Here is a 15530-nt window from a genome sequence, read left to right as displayed (position 1 = left end):
GAAGTCTTTTCATACAGAAAAAAATACCGCGCTAGCGATTTGGGAGTGGATAAGATGGTACAGGTCAGTCAAAATGAAAAAGATCTGCGTGCAAAAGATGAGCAGTATGTATGGCATGGAATGAAACCATACAGTCCGGATGCAACGATGGTAGCTACAAAAGCAAAAGGTGCTTGGATTACAGATGAACAAGGAAATCGCTATTTAGATGCAATGGCAGGGCTTTGGTGTGTAAATACCGGGTATGGACGGGATGAGTTAGCGCTCGCAGCCTATGAGCAGCTAAAAGAACTGGCTTATTTTCCGCTCACTCAATCTCACGTACCTGCTATCAAACTAGCAGAGAAGCTAAATGAAATGCTAGGTGATGACTATGTTATCTTCTTTTCAAATAGCGGATCTGAAGCAAATGAAACGGCTTTTAAAATTGTGCGTCAATACCATCAGCAAAAAGGAGAGCATTCTCGCTACAAATTTATTTCGCGTTACCGAGGGTATCACGGAAATTCAATGGGCGCACTAGCAGCAACGGGCCAAGCTCAGCGTAAATATAAATATGAACCGCTTGCTCCTGGCTTTATTCACGTTGCGCCGCCTGATTCATACCGAGGGCAAGATGACTACCATGCGCCAAAAGAAGAGCTTCAATCTGTAAAAGATATTGACAATGTCATGACGTGGGAGCTAAGCGAAACGATTGCCGCTGTTATTATGGAGCCAATTATTACAGGTGGAGGAATTCTTTTACCGCCTCAAAATTATATGAAAGGCGTAAAAGAAACGTGTGAAAAACACGGTGCACTTCTAATTGTAGATGAAGTTATTTGCGGCTTTGGACGTACAGGAGAAGCCTTTGGTTTTATGAACTACGATGTAAAACCAGATATCATTACCATGGCAAAAGGAATTACAAGCGCATATCTTCCGCTCTCGGCAACTGCTGTTAAAAAAGAAATCTATGAAGCGTTCAAAGATAGCGATCAGTACGAGTATTTTCGCCACGTTAATACATTTGGAGGAAGCCCGGCTGCGTGTGCACTGGCATTAAAGAATTTAGAAATTATGGAAAGAGAAAATCTGTTTGATCGTTCTAAACAGCTCGGGGCTTACGTATTAAGTGAGCTAACGTCGCTTATTGATAGCCACCCATACGTTGGAGATGTAAGAGGTAAAGGGCTTTTAATCGGAATTGAACTTGTAGCTGATAAGCAAACGAAGGAACCGCTAGACGTTAATCTTGTAAATGAAGTGATTGCTAAATGTAAAAGCAAAGGAGTCATTATTGGGAAAAATGGAGCAACGGTAGCCGGCTATAATAATGTTCTCACGCTCTCGCCGCCGCTCAACATTGAGGAAAGTGATATTGAGCTGTTATTAGCTACTATTACGTATGCGCTTGACAGCATCAAATAGGTAAGTTTGCAAAAAGCCTGTATAATATACTTACAGGCTTTTTGTGCGTGTGAGGGAGGAAGTAGAAAATGGAATTGTTATTTTTAGGAACGGGTGCAGGAGTACCAGCAAAACAGCGGAATGTTTCATCTCTTGCGCTCGAACTTTTGCAAGAAAGAGGGGCGGTGTGGCTTTTTGATTGCGGAGAAGCAACGCAGCATCAAATTTTACATACAACCGTTAAACCGAGACGAATTGAGAAAATTTTTATTACGCACCTTCACGGTGATCATATTTATGGCTTACCTGGACTCCTTGGAAGCCGTTCGTTTCAAGGCGGAGAATCGCTGCTTACTGTATACGGGCCAAAAGGAATTAAAGAATTTATTGAAGTCACGCTTGCTGTAAGTCAAACTCATCTGCAATATCCTCTAGAGGTTGTTGAAATAGAAGAGGAAAGTGAAAGTGGAACGATTTTTGAAGATGAAACTTTTTCAGTGGAGTTTGGCAAACTTGAACATGGCATTTTATCTTATGGATATCGCGTTGTCGAAAAAGATTTGCCAGGGTCACTGGACGTTCAGCGTTTAAGAGAAATGAATATTCCCCCAGGGCCTCATTATCAGCAGTTAAAAGAAGGGAAAGAAGTAGTATTAAAAGATGGGCGTCTAATCAATGGACAAGAGTTTGTAGGAGAACCTAAAAAAGGGAAGGTCATCACGGTTTTAGGAGATACAAGAAGGTGCACGCAAAGTGTTCAGCTTGCTATGCATGCGAATGTGTTAATCCATGAAGCTACGTTTGCAGCGGGAGACGAGGAGCTTGCTTACAACTATTTTCATTCTACTGCAAAAGAAGCCGCTGAAATTGCTAAAACAGCATCGGCCGAGCGTCTTATTTTATCTCATATCAGTTCGCGTTACCAAGGAGACGCAGTCAGCCAGTTAGCAGAAGGAGCAAAAGAAATTTTTCCGAATACCGATATAGCAGAAGACTTAAAAAGGTTTACGATTTCATAAAAAAAGACGAGGATAGCCTCGTCTTTTTTTACCATCCGCGTTCGTACTGAACGGGTGCTGAAAGTGTTTCATTTAATTCTTTTGCCGCCGTGCGCGGGAAGTACGGATCGCGCAGAAGTTCGCGCGCAACAAAAATTAAATCAGCGCGTTCGCTTTGTAAAACCTCTTCAGCTTGTCGTCCAGTTGTAATTAATCCAACTGCGCCTGTATCAATATTTGCCTGCTGCTTAATTTTATCTGCAAACGGAACTTGATAGCCAGGGTATACGTTAATTGGAGCATGTACAAGAGCACCGGAACTAACGTCAATTAAGTCGACGCCTTGTTCTTTCATCCATTTTGCAAATACAACGTGATCATCGACTGTTAATCCGCCTTCTGTATAGTCAGAAGCAGAAACACGGACAAATAAAGGACCGTCCCACTCTGTTTTCACAGCGTCAATAATTTCCTTTAAGAAACGATAGCGGTTTTCTGCGCTGCCGCCATATTCGTCGCTGCGTTTATTGCTTAGCGGTGATAGGAATTGATGTACTAAATAACCGTGTGCCGCGTGAAGCTCGATAATATCAAATCCAGCTTCCTTTGAGCGTCGAGCGCTTTCTTTAAAGGCAGAAATCGTTTCATGAATTTGTTCTGTGGTCATTTCCACAGGTTTTTTACTTTTATCATCAAAAGCAATCGCAGAAGGAGCATAAATATCGCCTTCAACAGTTGCTTTACGTCCTGCGTGTGCAAGTTGAATGGCCGTTTTTGCACCGTTTTCTTTTAGCTGTGTCACAAGTTTTGTTAATCCATCTCTTTGCTCATCATTCCAAATCCCTAAGTCTTGAGCTGAAATACGACCTTGTGGGACGACAGCTGAGGCTTCAACCATAATGAGACCTACTTGTCCAACCGCGCGAGTTGTGTAGTGAACCATATGAAAGTCGGTTACTACTCCGTCTTCTTTTTCGCATGAATACATGCACATTGGTGACATTACAATTCGGTTTTTTAATGTTACGTCTTTCACTGTATAAGGTGAAAATAGTTTTGTTGTCATTCGGTTTAACCTCCAATTATTTCGATACTCTAAACAAAAGTTATTATATCACCGCATTGAAATATCTTTCACATAATCTGCTTATCCATTTTTAATCATAAAAAAACCTCTTTCTTTTTTTAGAAAGAGGTGAACCTTTACGAACGTTTACTCGAGATTTTTTCGTCAATCGTATCTCCTAAATATTTAGAGCGAATGGTAGCTTGTTCAATACACTGCATCATCGCTTCTTGGAAGTTATGAGAAATAAGCTGTTCGATTCCTGCTTCTGTTGTACCGCCAGGACTCATAACTTCTTTTCGAAGTACGGCCGGTGTTTTAGGTGACTGTTTCAGCATTTCTGCAGCACCGATAAGCGTTTGAAGAATTAGTTCATTTGACACTGACGTATCCAAGCCTTGTTTTTCAGCTGCTTTTTCCATTGCTTCTACTAGATAATAGACATACGCTGGGCCGCTTCCAGATAGTCCTGTTACAGCGTGAAGCTGCTCTTCATCTACAGTTGTAACCGTACCAATCGTTTCAAATAAAGCAGTAGTAACGTTCATATGCTCCGCTGTAGCAAACTTCCCGGGTGCAATGGCTGTAGCCGATAATCCAATAGAAGCAGATGTATTTGGCATAGCTCTTACAACCGCTACTTCTTGGTCAAACAAGTTTACAATTGTGGCAGTCGATACACCCGCTAAAACAGAGAGAACGAGGTGATGGGGACGAATATAGGACTTAATCGTATTGATGCTTTCGGCTACGTCTTTTGGTTTAATAGCAAGCACGACGATATCGCTTTTTTCTATTAACAAGGCATGATTACGCGTAATGTTAATTCCATAGGCGTTTCGAAGTTCGTGAAGTCTTTTATCGCTGCTATGATTTGTTACGGTGATTTGATTGGGGCGAAGCTTTTTATCTGACAGCAGCCCTGAGATCATGGCTTCAGCCATTGATCCAGCTCCAATAAAGGCGATGTTTAAATCCGTTTTCATTAAAATTTCCTCCAGTCATTTGCTATCCAATGAAAACAGATACTGAAATTTCAGTATCTGTTAAAGGTTTGTGTTTGTGTATCTCTTCTTTATAAAATGCATAGTTATCTAAAGATATGAATAAAACTTCACTATATTTCTGTCATTATGCAATGAAAAAGAGAGGGATGTCAATGTAATTTTCAGAAAACGAAAGCAATTGTATAAATAAGGGGAAAAATCGTGTAAACTTAAAAGAAAATGCGATGGTAAAGGAGCAAAAATACAGATGAATGAGCAATTGTATAAAATTGTGCTGCCTACTCCTTTTGCGGTAGGAGATGTGAATGTTTTTGTTATAAAAGGTCAGACCGTTACGCTAATCGATGCTGGTATTAAAACGGAGGCAGCGTGGTCTGTATTTAAAGAAAAGCTTAATGAAATAGGATTAAAACCAGATGATATTAAACAAGTTGTCCTAACTCATCACCATCCTGATCACGTAGGAATGCTTGATTTTTTTGATAAAGATATCGCCATAGTCGGTCATGCGAAAAATCAGCCTTGGATCTCTCAGAATCCGGATTTTTTTGAGTGGTACGATGCGTTTTTTGAAGATCACTTTATGAAAGCGGGCGTAGATGAAAGATTTCGCCCCTATTTAAAACGTTTAAAAGCATCAATGAAGTATTCATGTCACCGTTCTCTTACGACTTCTGTGCAGGAAGGAGATTACATTCCGGGCCTAGAGAGTTGGAAAGTGCTTGAAGTGCCCGGTCATGCTCAAAGCCATATTGCATTATACAATGAAAAAACAGCGGTTATGATTGGAGGAGATTTGCTGTTAAAGCATATTTCATCTAATCCGCTTATTGAACCTCCTATGAAACCAAGCGGCGAGCGGCCTAAAACGCTTCTTCAATATAATCATTCGTTAAGACGTCTGCTTGACTTAGAGATAAGCTGTATCTATACAGGTCATGGAGATGAAGTATTACATGTCCGTGAACTTGTACAAGAGAGGTTACAAAAGCAAAGCGACCGAGCGGATAAAGTGCTTAGCATGATAAAAGAACGCCCTCAAACAGCGTTTGATATTTGCAAACAGCTATTTCCTACTATTTATGAAAAAGAACTAGGGCTAACTCTTTCTGAAACAATTGGTCAGCTCGATTTTTTAGAAGATGCAAATAAAATCAGTACACATGAAAAGGAAAGTACGCTTATTTATTCTGTGTGCTCTTAACTTACAAAAAAGGTGTGTTATATTTGAAATCCTCGTTAAAGAACCAACATGTCGTGATTACAGGCGCTTCAGGAGGTCTTGGAGAACATTTAGCTTATGAAGTGGCCAAAAGAGGGGGCGTCCCCGTTTTACTTGCACGTACAGAAGAAAAGCTGCAGCGAGTAGCTGAGCAAATTAATCAAAAGTATGGGATTACCTCTTACATATATAAAGCTGACGTAGCGAACGTAGAGGAAGTCAAAAGTGTTGTTCAGAAAATGATAAGTGAAATTAAGCGTGTTGATGTGCTGATTAATAATGCAGGCTTTGGTGTATTTGAAGAAGTGAAAGAAGCATCCATTTCGACAATTGCATCAATGTTTCAAGTCAATGTTATTGGATTAATTGCATGTACACAAGAAATTTTAGCTTATATGCTAAAAGAAAACAAAGGACATATTATTAACATTGCTTCTCAAGCAGGCAAACTGGCAACGCCTAAATCCAGTGGCTATTCAGCTTCTAAACATGCCGTGCTAGGGTTTACCAACAGCCTGCGAATGGAATTAGCAAAAACGGATATCTATGTAACCGCAGTGAATCCAGGTCCTATTCAAACCAACTTTTTTTCAATAGCGGATCAGTCAGGAAACTATGAAAAAAGTGTAGAAAAGTTTATGTTAAAACCTCAATACGTAGCTGAAAAAACGGTCAATATTATTGGGAAACCAAAACGAGAAGTCAACTTGCCTAAGTGGATGAACATGGGTTCGAAGGTGTATCAGCTTGCCCCGGGGCTCGTAGAAAAATTGGCAGGGGATGCGTTTAATAGAAAATAACCTGTGCTTTAATCACAGGTTATCAATGTTTTTCGTTAATGCTTTCGTTCAGTAAAGCTGTATTTCTATAAATCTACTGCTCGTCTAAAACTTTTGCAGCGCGCACACAAGAGTCGAATTTTCCTTTATGATTTCCGTCGCAAAAGGGCATCTTTTGCGACTGGCCACATCGGCATAGTGAAAATGTCGGCTTTGTTTCAAATTTATTGCCGTCTGCATCAATTAATTCAACGTCTCCAGTGACACGGAAAGAACCGTTATCCATTACTTTAATTTGTACTTTTGACATAGAAAAACCTCCTTTTTGTACACACCTATATGAAGCGCCAGAGTTTAATGAAAGCAAGATGTGTATTATACTCATTATATAAGCAATTTTCGTTTGTTTATACAATTAGTTTAAAAGGAGTTAAAGGAAAATGAATATTACCTTTACAAATAAAGCAATAACAAAAATACAAGAAAAGTACGGAAAAGATTCTTCACTATATTTAAAATTGAAATACGATACGGATGGATGCGGCTGTGTGGTGAGCGGTGTAACGATGCTATGGATTGTTGATGAAAAAGAGAGCGATGATGTGACCATCGAGACGAATTTTGTTCCCGTTCTTGTCGAAAAAACAAAGCAAGTATTTCTAGATGATAATATGACGGTTGACTACAATGAAAGTGCATATGCGTTTATGCTAAAATGTCCTTCTCAAATTTTAAATCCGCGCATGTCATTCATCGATAAAACAAAAGAAGCGCTTTAATGCGCTTCTTTTTGTATTTTTTCTAAAAATGATTCAATAACTTGTTCATATTCCCCTGGATTATCAGCATACGAGCGGGCATGAGTGCCTACAGGTGCCAAATACATCCGTTTTGCACCCATTTTTTTGGCATGCAGCTGCTCCGTCATTTTAGGAAGAATATAGTCATCTTCTTTACTATGGATAAACAGAACAGGATGTTTTATTTGATCTACGACTGAAATGGGGGATACGTCTTTAAATGAATAGCCTTCTCGCCATTTTAAAATAATATTGGCTGCTGGCATCACAAGCTGTTTGGGCAGATGGAAATCTTGTTTTAAGCGATAGGCAAGAAGTTCTTCCAAGTCTGAAAAAGGGCAGTCGACAATATAAAAATCAGCTCCGTCTTCCATTCCAGCATACAAAAGAGTGGTCGCAGCTCCCATAGACTCCCCGTGAATCCCAAGGGAAATAGTTGAACCGAATTGTTCTTTTACCCAGTGAACAACAGATTGAAGGTCCAGCTTTTCATAATAGCCGTAGCTCGTTGTTTTCCCTTCAGACTTGCCGTGACGGCGATGATCATAAAGAACGACGTTCCATCCAAGCTTCAGAAAAAGCCGAGCATATTTCATAGAATTCAGTGAATGAACTGTGACTCCATGCGAAAGAATCATAAATCGGTTGTGATCGTGTTGTTTAATAACGGTCCCAGCTATGTTATAGCCTAGAGAAGAAGGAAGTACAAATGCTTCTTTAGGAAGAGTGCTATAGACTTTCTCATCATAAAAGCCATCTTCCGTATCGCGGTCAATAATAACTTTGTCGGTCTTTTTACGGATGTACATCATTTGATTTGTAAAAAAGATGCCAAGAGCGGCAAATGCTCCGAGAACGCTTCCTACTAATAATAGCCATTTTTTCATGATTAGCGGCTCCTTTTGTTAATATAGCTATTAGTTATTATAGCATCGCTCTCATAAAAACCTAATTTTTAACGCTGTGCAAATAAAGAGTATTGCTTGCTTTCAATCTGTCTTGAAATGTAAGGAGCGATAAAATCGACCGCTTCGAGCAGCTTTTCTTCATTAATAGAAGTGGAAATACCCATTTCATGAAGCATAAAGACAAGATCTTCGGTAGCTACGTTTCCCGTTGCTCCCTTAGCAAATGGACATCCTCCTAGCCCGCCAGCGGATGAATCGAACCTGTTAATACCGGCTTGCAGAGCTGCATAGATATTTGCAATAGCCAATCCTCTCGTATCGTGAAAGTGCGCAGCAAGTAGCGTGTGGGAAAAACTTTGTTTTAATTTCGAGAAAAGTGAAAATACATCTTTAGGATTTGCCATGCCAATTGTATCGGCAACGCTTAGCTCATCTACTCCAGCTTCCACAAAGCTTTCGCAAAGGCTCAGCACGTCACGTTCATTTATTTTTCCTTCATATGGGCAATAAAAGGCGGTGGAAATGCAGGTGCGAATAAAACATTCTTGCTGCTTAAGCTGCTGAATGAGAGGAAGCAGCGTTTGAACAGCTTCTTCGGTGTTTTTGTTAATATTTTTTTGATTAAAAGTATCGCTTACGCCAATAAAAAGCGCAACCGAGCGGCAATCAGCTTGCAGTGCCTTTTCCAAGCCTTTTTGATTCGGCACCAGTACAATGTTTCGGCATGTATCAGGCTGGAATATAGGTGCAATAGTAGAAGCATCTTTCATTTGAGGAACCCATTTTGGAGAAACAAAGGATGTAATTTCGATTTCAGATAGTCCAGCATCTTTTAATTTTTTGATAAAATTAATTTTTTTATCAGTTGGAACAAAATTTTTTTCATTTTGAAGTCCATCTCGTGGACCAACTTCTATAATTGTTACTTTTTCAGGAAATCCCATAAACCGCTCTCCTCCCACAATGTAAACGCTTACTAATATTTATTTTAATTCTAAAAAATTAAAATTCAATAAAAATTATAAATTTTTACAAAAAAAGAGGAATTTCGCAAGCGATGTCGAAATTAATACAAGTGACAGTTAATCACAGTAATCAAACAGTAAGGAGAGGTTTTCGACATGGGTCAAACAGAAGTAGTCATTGTAAGCGCTGTACGTACAGCAATCGGCAGCTTTGGGGGAAGCTTACAAAATGTATCCGCAACAACTTTAGGTGGTACTGTAATCAAAGAAGCTTTAAACAAAGCAGGGGTATCAGCAAACGAAGTAGATGAAGTTATTATGGGAAATGTCTTACAAGCAGGTTTAGGACAAAATCCAGCACGACAAGCAACTTTAGCAGCAGGGTTACCTGAAACTGTTTCAGCATTAACCATCAATAAAGTATGCGGATCAGGACTAAAAGCAGTACATCTCGCTACACAGGCGATTCTTGCTGGGGATGCTGATGTGATTGTTGCTGGTGGAATGGAAAACATGAGCCAAGCACCATACCTATTAAAAAATGCACGCAACGGGTTTAAAATGGGCGATCAAAAAGTAGTCGACAGCATGATCCAAGATGGATTATGGTGTGCATTTAACGACTACCATATGGGCGTTACAGCTGAAAACCTGTGTGATAAATATGAAATTACTCGCGACGAACAAGATGCATTTGCAGCTTCAAGTCAGCAAAAAGCAGAAGCAGCTATTCAATCTGGCCGTTTCGCAGATGAAATTGTGCCAGTAGAAGTGCCTGGAAGAAAAGGCCAAGTAACAATTTTTGAACAAGATGAGTTCCCACGCGCAGGCACAACGGCTGAAAGTCTAGGAAAGCTACGTCCAGCTTTCAAAAAAGACGGTTCAGTAACAGCTGGTAATGCATCTGGTATCAATGACGGTGCAGCTGCAGTAGTGGTAATGAGCCGTAAAAAAGCAGACGAGTTAGGCCTAACACCATTAGTGTCTATTAAAGCTAATGCAACTGCTGGAGTAGACCCAAGCATTATGGGAATCGGTCCTGTAAGCGCAGTGAAAAAGGCGCTTGAAAGAGCTGCTGTTTCATTAGAAGACGTTCAACTAGTAGAAGCAAACGAAGCATTCGCTGCACAGTCAATCGCTGTGGATCGTGAACTTCAATTTAACCATGATATTTTAAATGTAAACGGTGGAGCAATTGCGCTTGGACATCCTATTGGTGCAAGTGGTACACGTGTCCTGGTTTCACTTATTCATGAAATGCAAAAACGCGACGCAAAACTTGGTTTAGCAACGTTATGTATTGGCGGAGGCCAAGGTGTTGCAACAATCGTTGAACGTCCTTAATTTTTGATATAGCTTTAACAAACATTAAAGCTATATCACAACGCCACAGATTCCAAACATACTGCTTTGGAACTCGTGGCGTTTTTGTTTTTCTTTGAATTTTGTCTACTAATATAACTTTTTTGACAAAAAAATGATTAAATTATAATTTTTAGTTATATATATATTTAAAAAGAAATAAAAATCTTTTATAATAGATTAGAAAGCGTTTTCAAAAATAACGAAGGGGTGGTTATGTATGAAACAAGTACATACGTCGTTTAAAGAAGCGGTGAAAGATATTCACGACGGTGCTACGATGATGGTCGGTGGTTTTGGTTTATGTGGAATTCCGGAGAATTTGATTTTAGCGTTAGTTGAAACGGGGGTAAAAGATTTAACCGTAATCTCAAATAACTGCGGCGTAGACGACTGGGGACTTGGACTGCTTCTGAAAAACAAACAAATTAAAAAGATGATTGGCTCTTACGTGGGAGAAAATAAAGAGTTTGAAAGACAAGTATTGTCAGGAGAAATTGAAGTAGAATTGCTACCTCAAGGCACGCTAGCTGAAAAGATTCGCGCCGGCGGAGCGGGCATACCTGCATTTTATACACCAGCGGGAGTGGGAACACCCATTGCTGAAGGAAAAGAAGTTCGTGTGTTTGATGGGAAAGAATATTTACTAGAAGAGGCGTTAAAAGCTGATTTTAGTTTGGTTAGAGCTTGGAAAGCCGATCATATGGGGAATTTAGTGTATAACAAGACAGCGCGCAATTTCAGCCCAATGATTGCAGCAGCAGGAAAAGTGACGATAGCAGAAGTAGAGGAACTTCATCCAACAGGTTCACTTGATCCAAATATTATCCACACACCTAGTGTATATGTTCAATCGTTAATTATTGGTGAACAAGAAAAACGTATTGAGCGTTTAACCGTTCAAAAATAACAAAAGGGGAGAGATTTTTCATGATTGAAAACGGCGTGAACGTGAGAGAGCGAATTGCAAAACGTGCTGAAAAAGAAATTTTGGACGGATTTTATGTAAACCTTGGAATTGGTATTCCAACGCTTGTGGCTAATCATATCTCAGATAATAAAACGGTTGTGCTTCAGTCCGAAAACGGTCTGTTAGGCATTGGACCATATCCGAAAGAAGGAGAAGTAGATCCTGATTTAATTAATGCAGGTAAAGAAACCGTAACGGCGACAAAAGGGGCTTCTTACTTCGACAGTGCTGAATCGTTTGGCATGATTCGCGGAGGGCATATTAATATTGCGATTTTAGGAGGCATGGAAGTCTCAAAAACTGGTGACTTAGCTAACTGGATGATTCCTGGAAAAATGATTAAAGGAATGGGCGGTGCAATGGATTTAGTTCATGGAGCGCAGCGCATCATTGTTATTATGGAACATGTGACGAGAAAAGACCAACCTAAAATCTTAAATGAGTGCACCCTCCCTCTGACAGGAAAAGGGGTAGTAGATCGTATTATTACAGATCGAGCGGTGATTGACATTACGGCAGAAGGCCTAAAACTTGTCGAAGTAGCGAAAGGCTATACGGTAGAAGATATTCAACAGTCTACAGAGCCAACTTTAATCATTGATGAACATGTAAAACTAGATGCATTTTGATTTTTGGTAACAAAAGCAAGAATATGATACAATATCTCTCAATTAAAGTAGCGGGGGAATTGTGATGGCTAAAAAAAAGCAAAAACAATCAGCACAAAAACAAAATGATCAGCTCAGTATCAAAGATCAGCTAAATGATAGCTTATTAAAACAGCTTCAGGCTAAAAAACAGGCGCTTTCTTTAAAAGAAGAAGAGCAGAAAGAAACAGAACGTAAAGAAGCTGCTCGAATTCGAAAAGAAAAAGAAAAAAATAAATCGTTTGAAGAACTGTTAAATGAAAGTGATATGAACTGGTCCGAGTTTAAAAAATAAAAGCGCCGATAAAGGCGCTTTTATTTTTTAACGATGAGCTTCATATTGATTTGCTTTAAAAATCGAGTGCAGCTTGCTCACTTCAGTAGGCTGTAGCGGGGAGGTCTCGACAGCCTTTACGTTTTCACGAAGCTGTGAAGAAGAGCTTGCTCCTGCTACAACTGAGGCTACCGCAGGATTAGCTAAACAGTATTGAAGTGCAGTTGAATTCAGAGAGTGATTTGGTCGTACGTGACGAAATGCTTCAATCGTTTTTGATAATTCCGTACCGCTATAGTCTAAGTATCCCTTACCTTCGAATGCAGCAAGCTTTTGCTCTCCGTTTTCGGTTAGCAGCCCTTTGGCTACTGGACCTCTGGCTACAACGCTAATGCCGTTATCGTGCAAAAGGGGAAGTGCACTTTCTTCAGGACGTCTGTCTAACAAGCTGTATTGCATCATGACACTGACAATAGAAGAGTTTTGCACATACTCTCGAATCACATTCGGGCGGATAGATGAAATACCATAGTAGCGAATGACGCCTTCTTGTTTTAATTCTTCAAATGCTTCAATCGTTTCTTCAATATTGTCTTCAACAGTCCCTCCGTGCAGTTGATATAAATCGATGTAATCCGTTTGAAGCCGGCGCAGGCTTTCTTTTACTTCATCTTTTATGTAAGCTTTAGACGGATCCCACGTCCAGCTGTCTTTTGCATCATTCCAGCGATTTCCTACTTTTGTGGCTAAAACAATATCATGTCTGCGGTTTTTTAAAGCTTGTCCCACAAACTCCTCGTTTAAGCCAAAATCATATAAATCTGCTGTATCAAAATAATTAATGCCATATTCCAGAGCTTCATCAATCATATTGACAGCGTGTTTCTGTTCCGTGCCAAGAGACATGCATCCTAAACCTAATGTACTGACCAGCAAATCTGAAGTACCTAAGCGTCTTTTTTCCATATATGCCACTCCTTATTTTTTACTTGTTTCTATCTATTGTAGCGCTATGATAGAGAGAAACTCAAATAAGAAGATTAAAAAACTGCAGCACAATTAGTGTCTGCAGTCTGCTTGTTGTTTGTAAGAATTAAAATTTTGAGAGATAGCGTTCGTCCACTCATCAACATACTGAAATTGTTCGCCGTATTCTTTTAACTTTTGCTTAATTTCCCATGCTTTACCGACTAAAATGATTTGCTTCTCGTGAACATAAACTTTCATTTTTTCTACCTCCCAAGATTCGTATGATAGAATATATGTAAGAGTCAAAAAAATAGAACGAGGTGGAGAAAATGGATCATTTAACAGAAAAAATGCGGTCTTCTGAAAAGCTGTTTGGAGGCAGAGTGATTGATTTGTACTTAGAAGAAGTAGAGCTTCCGAACGGAAAAACGAGTACAAGAGAAGTAGTTAAGCATCCTGGAGCTGTCGCTGTCATTGCGTTAACAAGCGATCATAAAATGGTTATGGTCAAACAGTATCGCAGACCGATGGATCGTATTTTAGTGGAAATTCCAGCCGGCAAGCTGGAAAAAGGAGAAGAGCCGATTGTAACGGCAAAACGTGAGTTAGAAGAAGAAACGGGCTATACAACAGATTCCCTTAGCCATATTATTTCTTTTTACACATCGCCAGGTTTTGCAGATGAGTTGGTTCACGTTTATTTAGCAGAAGATTTAAAAGTGATGACCACCAAAGCGGAATTGGACGAAGATGAATTTGTTGAAGTGATGGAAGTTACTGTAGATGAGGCCCTTACTCTTATTCAAAACAAAGAAATTTACGATGCAAAAACAGCATATGCTGTGCAGTACTTACAGTTAAAAAGCGGATTAGGAGAGTAAGAGAGTTTTTTCTTTTACATACGTACGGCAATCTAGCAATTTAAAGGTTTACATTGAAACGTCATTTGATGTGAGAAAAAACAGGCATGCGCGTATCTCTAGCTTAAAAAATGTGTGACAACCATATATTAGTTGAAGAAAAATCCGAACGATAAATAGAGATTCTTGATTTAGAATCAAATTCGTTCGGATTTTTTTGAAGTTGATGGTGAACGTAGCTTTCATTTATGTAGTTGGTTCTAGCGGTTGATTGGAGGTCAAGGCGAAGACTCCTGCGGAAAAAGCGGAATAGGTGAAACCCCGCAGGAGCGTACGCGACGAGGAGGCTCACCGGCCGCCCGCGGAAAGTGAAGCCTTGCATGAAAATCAACAGCGGTGTCACAAGCTATCCATACTATCTCATTTGTTCTTATTTAGATTAGATTAATTTCATTATGTCTTAATCTCTTTTTTATGTGATAGATTTAAAAGATTCTTGGCATAGTTTTTGTACTCTATCATACACTCTATTAAGCGATTAATAGGAGGAAGACGATGAGAAAAAAACAATTGCCATTATCGTATGCAAGACATTTTCAAGAAAACAGTTCTATTTATTTATTTGTAACCGTGCTGTTTTTAATGGGAATCATTTTTGGGGCTATTGTTGTAAATAGTTTGACGCTTGATCAAAAAGAAGACCTGTACTTCTATTTAAACCGGTTTTTCGGACAGGTAAAGAGTGGGGAAGTAGCAAGCAGCGTTGAAATGTTTCAGCAAAGTTTTTTTCACAATGTTAAATACTTAGGGCTCATTTGGATACTAGGAATTGCTATTATTGGTTTGCCTGTAGTGTTAATTCTGCTGTTTTTAAAAGGAATGGTGATTGGTTTTACCGTAGGCTTTTTAGTCAATCAAATGGGACTCTCTGGGTTTGCGCTATCTTTTGTATCTGTTATGCCGCAAAATATCTTTCTCATACCGGCATTTCTGATTCTGTCTGCAGCTTCAGTTGCCTTTTCTTTGAAGCTCGTGCGGCAGCAGTTTTTTAAAAAAGCAGCGGAGCCTATTTCTGCATCCTTTTTACGCTATAGCGGCACGATGATTGCAATGATATGTTTGGTTGCCTGTGCAGCTACAGTTGAAGCTTATGTATCACCTACTTTAATGAAAAGTGTAATGGCTCTATTAAATAAGTAAGAATAAGTATTAAATAAAAAGAATTCTTTTTTCTTATTAAGAATAACTTTATTTTGACACCCTCGACACATCTGATATAATGGATTAGTGAATGGCGAGGGAGGGAATAAT

Annotated in this window: 18 protein-coding genes; 11 read left to right on the top strand and 7 right to left on the bottom strand. The window is 39.4% G+C overall.

From position 1 onward, the window contains the following. The first annotated feature begins 54 nt into the window (after positions 1 to 54). Together WKH56_RS02785 and rnz are read left to right on the top strand one after the other, a co-directional pair. Complete coding sequence (locus WKH56_RS02785; RefSeq protein WP_165635155.1) at positions 55 to 1413, top strand: aspartate aminotransferase family protein; 1359 nt, start codon at positions 55 to 57, stop codon at positions 1411 to 1413. A gap of 68 nt (positions 1414 to 1481) precedes the next feature. Beyond that, positions 1482 to 2411, top strand: a complete 930-nt coding sequence (gene rnz, locus WKH56_RS02780; protein ID WP_033579725.1) for a ribonuclease Z — start codon at positions 1482 to 1484, stop codon at positions 2409 to 2411. A 28-nt stretch (positions 2412 to 2439) separates the two neighbouring features. Here rnz and namA read toward each other — a convergent pair whose 3' ends face one another. Both namA and proI read right to left on the bottom strand, forming a co-directional pair. Then, positions 2440 to 3456 (bottom strand): NADPH dehydrogenase NamA, encoded by a 1017-nt coding sequence (gene namA, locus WKH56_RS02775; RefSeq protein ID WP_028411563.1) that lies wholly within the window; start codon positions 3454 to 3456, stop codon positions 2440 to 2442. A 137-nt stretch (positions 3457 to 3593) separates the two neighbouring features. Next, a complete protein-coding gene (gene proI, locus WKH56_RS02770; RefSeq protein WP_275210718.1) occupies positions 3594 to 4442 on the bottom strand; it encodes a pyrroline-5-carboxylate reductase ProI in 849 nt (282 codons plus the stop codon). 268 nt (positions 4443 to 4710) lie between these two features. Between proI and WKH56_RS02765 the strand changes: the two genes are divergently transcribed. Continuing rightward, positions 4711 to 5667 (top strand): MBL fold metallo-hydrolase, encoded by a 957-nt coding sequence (locus WKH56_RS02765; RefSeq protein ID WP_028411561.1) that lies wholly within the window; start codon positions 4711 to 4713, stop codon positions 5665 to 5667. A gap of 23 nt (positions 5668 to 5690) precedes the next feature. Continuing rightward, a complete protein-coding gene (locus WKH56_RS02760) occupies positions 5691 to 6485 on the top strand; it encodes an SDR family NAD(P)-dependent oxidoreductase (protein ID WP_257040866.1) in 795 nt (264 codons plus the stop codon). Between the two features lie 73 nt (positions 6486 to 6558). Here the strand turns inward: WKH56_RS02760 and WKH56_RS02755 are convergent, their stop codons facing one another. Then, the gene (locus WKH56_RS02755) at positions 6559 to 6774 is read right to left on the bottom strand and encodes a CDGSH iron-sulfur domain-containing protein (protein ID WP_028410691.1); all 216 of its coding nucleotides are present in this window, start codon (positions 6772 to 6774) and stop codon (positions 6559 to 6561) included. 130 nt (positions 6775 to 6904) lie between these two features. On the opposite strand from WKH56_RS02755, the gene WKH56_RS02750 reads away from it, so the two are divergent. Next, the gene (locus WKH56_RS02750) at positions 6905 to 7243 is read left to right on the top strand and encodes an iron-sulfur cluster biosynthesis family protein (RefSeq protein WP_310884100.1); all 339 of its coding nucleotides are present in this window, start codon (positions 6905 to 6907) and stop codon (positions 7241 to 7243) included. Here WKH56_RS02750 and WKH56_RS02745 read toward each other — a convergent pair. Further along, entirely contained in the window at positions 7240 to 8151 is a 912-nt protein-coding gene (locus WKH56_RS02745; protein ID WP_033579727.1) for an alpha/beta hydrolase, read from the bottom strand. The genes WKH56_RS02750 and WKH56_RS02745 overlap by 4 nt on opposite strands. A 68-nt stretch (positions 8152 to 8219) precedes the next feature. Beyond that, on the bottom strand, positions 8220 to 9116 hold the full coding sequence (locus tag WKH56_RS02740; protein ID WP_275210719.1) for a hydroxymethylglutaryl-CoA lyase: 897 nt from the start codon (positions 9114 to 9116) through the stop codon (positions 8220 to 8222). A 177-nt stretch (positions 9117 to 9293) separates the two neighbouring features. Between WKH56_RS02740 and WKH56_RS02735 the strand changes: the two genes are divergently transcribed. The 4 genes from WKH56_RS02735 to WKH56_RS02720 all read left to right on the top strand — a co-directional run bounded on the left by WKH56_RS02735 (position 9294) and on the right by WKH56_RS02720 (position 12411). Beyond that, a complete protein-coding gene (locus WKH56_RS02735; protein WP_028411556.1) occupies positions 9294 to 10481 on the top strand; it encodes an acetyl-CoA C-acetyltransferase in 1188 nt (395 codons plus the stop codon). Positions 10482 to 10719: 238 nt separating this feature from the next. Continuing rightward, a complete protein-coding gene (locus WKH56_RS02730; RefSeq protein ID WP_028411555.1) occupies positions 10720 to 11409 on the top strand; it encodes a CoA transferase subunit A in 690 nt (229 codons plus the stop codon). A 20-nt stretch (positions 11410 to 11429) separates the two neighbouring features. Continuing rightward, the gene (locus tag WKH56_RS02725) at positions 11430 to 12098 is read left to right on the top strand and encodes a CoA transferase subunit B (RefSeq protein ID WP_028411554.1); all 669 of its coding nucleotides are present in this window, start codon (positions 11430 to 11432) and stop codon (positions 12096 to 12098) included. Between the two features lie 64 nt (positions 12099 to 12162). Further along, on the top strand, positions 12163 to 12411 hold the full coding sequence (locus tag WKH56_RS02720; RefSeq protein ID WP_033579729.1) for a YqkE family protein: 249 nt from the start codon (positions 12163 to 12165) through the stop codon (positions 12409 to 12411). A 27-nt stretch (positions 12412 to 12438) separates the two neighbouring features. On the opposite strand, the gene WKH56_RS02715 is transcribed toward WKH56_RS02720, so the two are convergent. Continuing rightward, positions 12439 to 13356, bottom strand: coding sequence for an aldo/keto reductase (locus WKH56_RS02715; RefSeq protein WP_048019790.1), 918 nt, complete (start codon positions 13354 to 13356; stop codon positions 12439 to 12441). A gap of 93 nt (positions 13357 to 13449) precedes the next feature. Continuing rightward, positions 13450 to 13617: a Z-ring formation inhibitor MciZ gene (gene mciZ, locus WKH56_RS02710; RefSeq protein ID WP_033579730.1), complete on the bottom strand. Its 168-nt coding sequence runs from the start codon at positions 13615 to 13617 to the stop codon at positions 13450 to 13452. A gap of 71 nt (positions 13618 to 13688) precedes the next feature. On the opposite strand from mciZ, the gene WKH56_RS02705 reads away from it, so the two are divergent. Further along, on the top strand, positions 13689 to 14240 hold the full coding sequence (locus WKH56_RS02705; protein ID WP_028411551.1) for an NUDIX hydrolase: 552 nt from the start codon (positions 13689 to 13691) through the stop codon (positions 14238 to 14240). Positions 14241 to 14774: 534 nt separating this feature from the next. Further along, positions 14775 to 15419: a stage II sporulation protein M gene (spoIIM, locus tag WKH56_RS02700; protein WP_025750451.1), complete on the top strand. Its 645-nt coding sequence runs from the start codon at positions 14775 to 14777 to the stop codon at positions 15417 to 15419. The last annotated feature ends 111 nt before the right edge of the window (positions 15420 to 15530 follow it).

The sequence above is a fragment of the Priestia sp. SB1 genome, assembly GCF_038898415.1.
Note: the sequence above shows the minus strand (reverse complement) of the source record. Positions and strands in the feature narration are given on the sequence as shown.

Excerpts from the sequence above, each read along its gene's own strand:
- WKH56_RS02785 (WP_165635155.1), top strand. The coding sequence starts at position 55 with ATGGTACAGGTCAGTCAAAATGAAAAAGATCTGCGTGCAAAAGATGAG.
- rnz (WP_033579725.1), top strand. The coding sequence starts at position 1,482 with ATGGAATTGTTATTTTTAGGAACGGGTGCAGGAGTACCAGCAAAACAG.
- namA (WP_028411563.1), bottom strand. The coding sequence starts at position 3,456 with ATGACAACAAAACTATTTTCACCTTATACAGTGAAAGACGTAACATTA.
- proI (WP_275210718.1), bottom strand. The coding sequence starts at position 4,442 with ATGAAAACGGATTTAAACATCGCCTTTATTGGAGCTGGATCAATGGCT.
- WKH56_RS02765 (WP_028411561.1), top strand. The coding sequence starts at position 4,711 with ATGAATGAGCAATTGTATAAAATTGTGCTGCCTACTCCTTTTGCGGTA.
- WKH56_RS02755 (WP_028410691.1), bottom strand. The coding sequence starts at position 6,774 with ATGTCAAAAGTACAAATTAAAGTAATGGATAACGGTTCTTTCCGTGTC.
- WKH56_RS02750 (WP_310884100.1), top strand. The coding sequence starts at position 6,905 with ATGAATATTACCTTTACAAATAAAGCAATAACAAAAATACAAGAAAAG.
- WKH56_RS02745 (WP_033579727.1), bottom strand. The coding sequence starts at position 8,151 with ATGAAAAAATGGCTATTATTAGTAGGAAGCGTTCTCGGAGCATTTGCC.
- WKH56_RS02740 (WP_275210719.1), bottom strand. The coding sequence starts at position 9,116 with ATGGGATTTCCTGAAAAAGTAACAATTATAGAAGTTGGTCCACGAGAT.
- WKH56_RS02735 (WP_028411556.1), top strand. The coding sequence starts at position 9,294 with ATGGGTCAAACAGAAGTAGTCATTGTAAGCGCTGTACGTACAGCAATC.
- WKH56_RS02730 (WP_028411555.1), top strand. The coding sequence starts at position 10,720 with ATGAAACAAGTACATACGTCGTTTAAAGAAGCGGTGAAAGATATTCAC.
- WKH56_RS02725 (WP_028411554.1), top strand. The coding sequence starts at position 11,430 with ATGATTGAAAACGGCGTGAACGTGAGAGAGCGAATTGCAAAACGTGCT.
- WKH56_RS02720 (WP_033579729.1), top strand. The coding sequence starts at position 12,163 with ATGGCTAAAAAAAAGCAAAAACAATCAGCACAAAAACAAAATGATCAG.
- WKH56_RS02715 (WP_048019790.1), bottom strand. The coding sequence starts at position 13,356 with ATGGAAAAAAGACGCTTAGGTACTTCAGATTTGCTGGTCAGTACATTA.
- mciZ (WP_033579730.1), bottom strand. The coding sequence starts at position 13,617 with ATGAAAGTTTATGTTCACGAGAAGCAAATCATTTTAGTCGGTAAAGCA.
- WKH56_RS02705 (WP_028411551.1), top strand. The coding sequence starts at position 13,689 with ATGGATCATTTAACAGAAAAAATGCGGTCTTCTGAAAAGCTGTTTGGA.
- spoIIM (WP_025750451.1), top strand. The coding sequence starts at position 14,775 with ATGAGAAAAAAACAATTGCCATTATCGTATGCAAGACATTTTCAAGAA.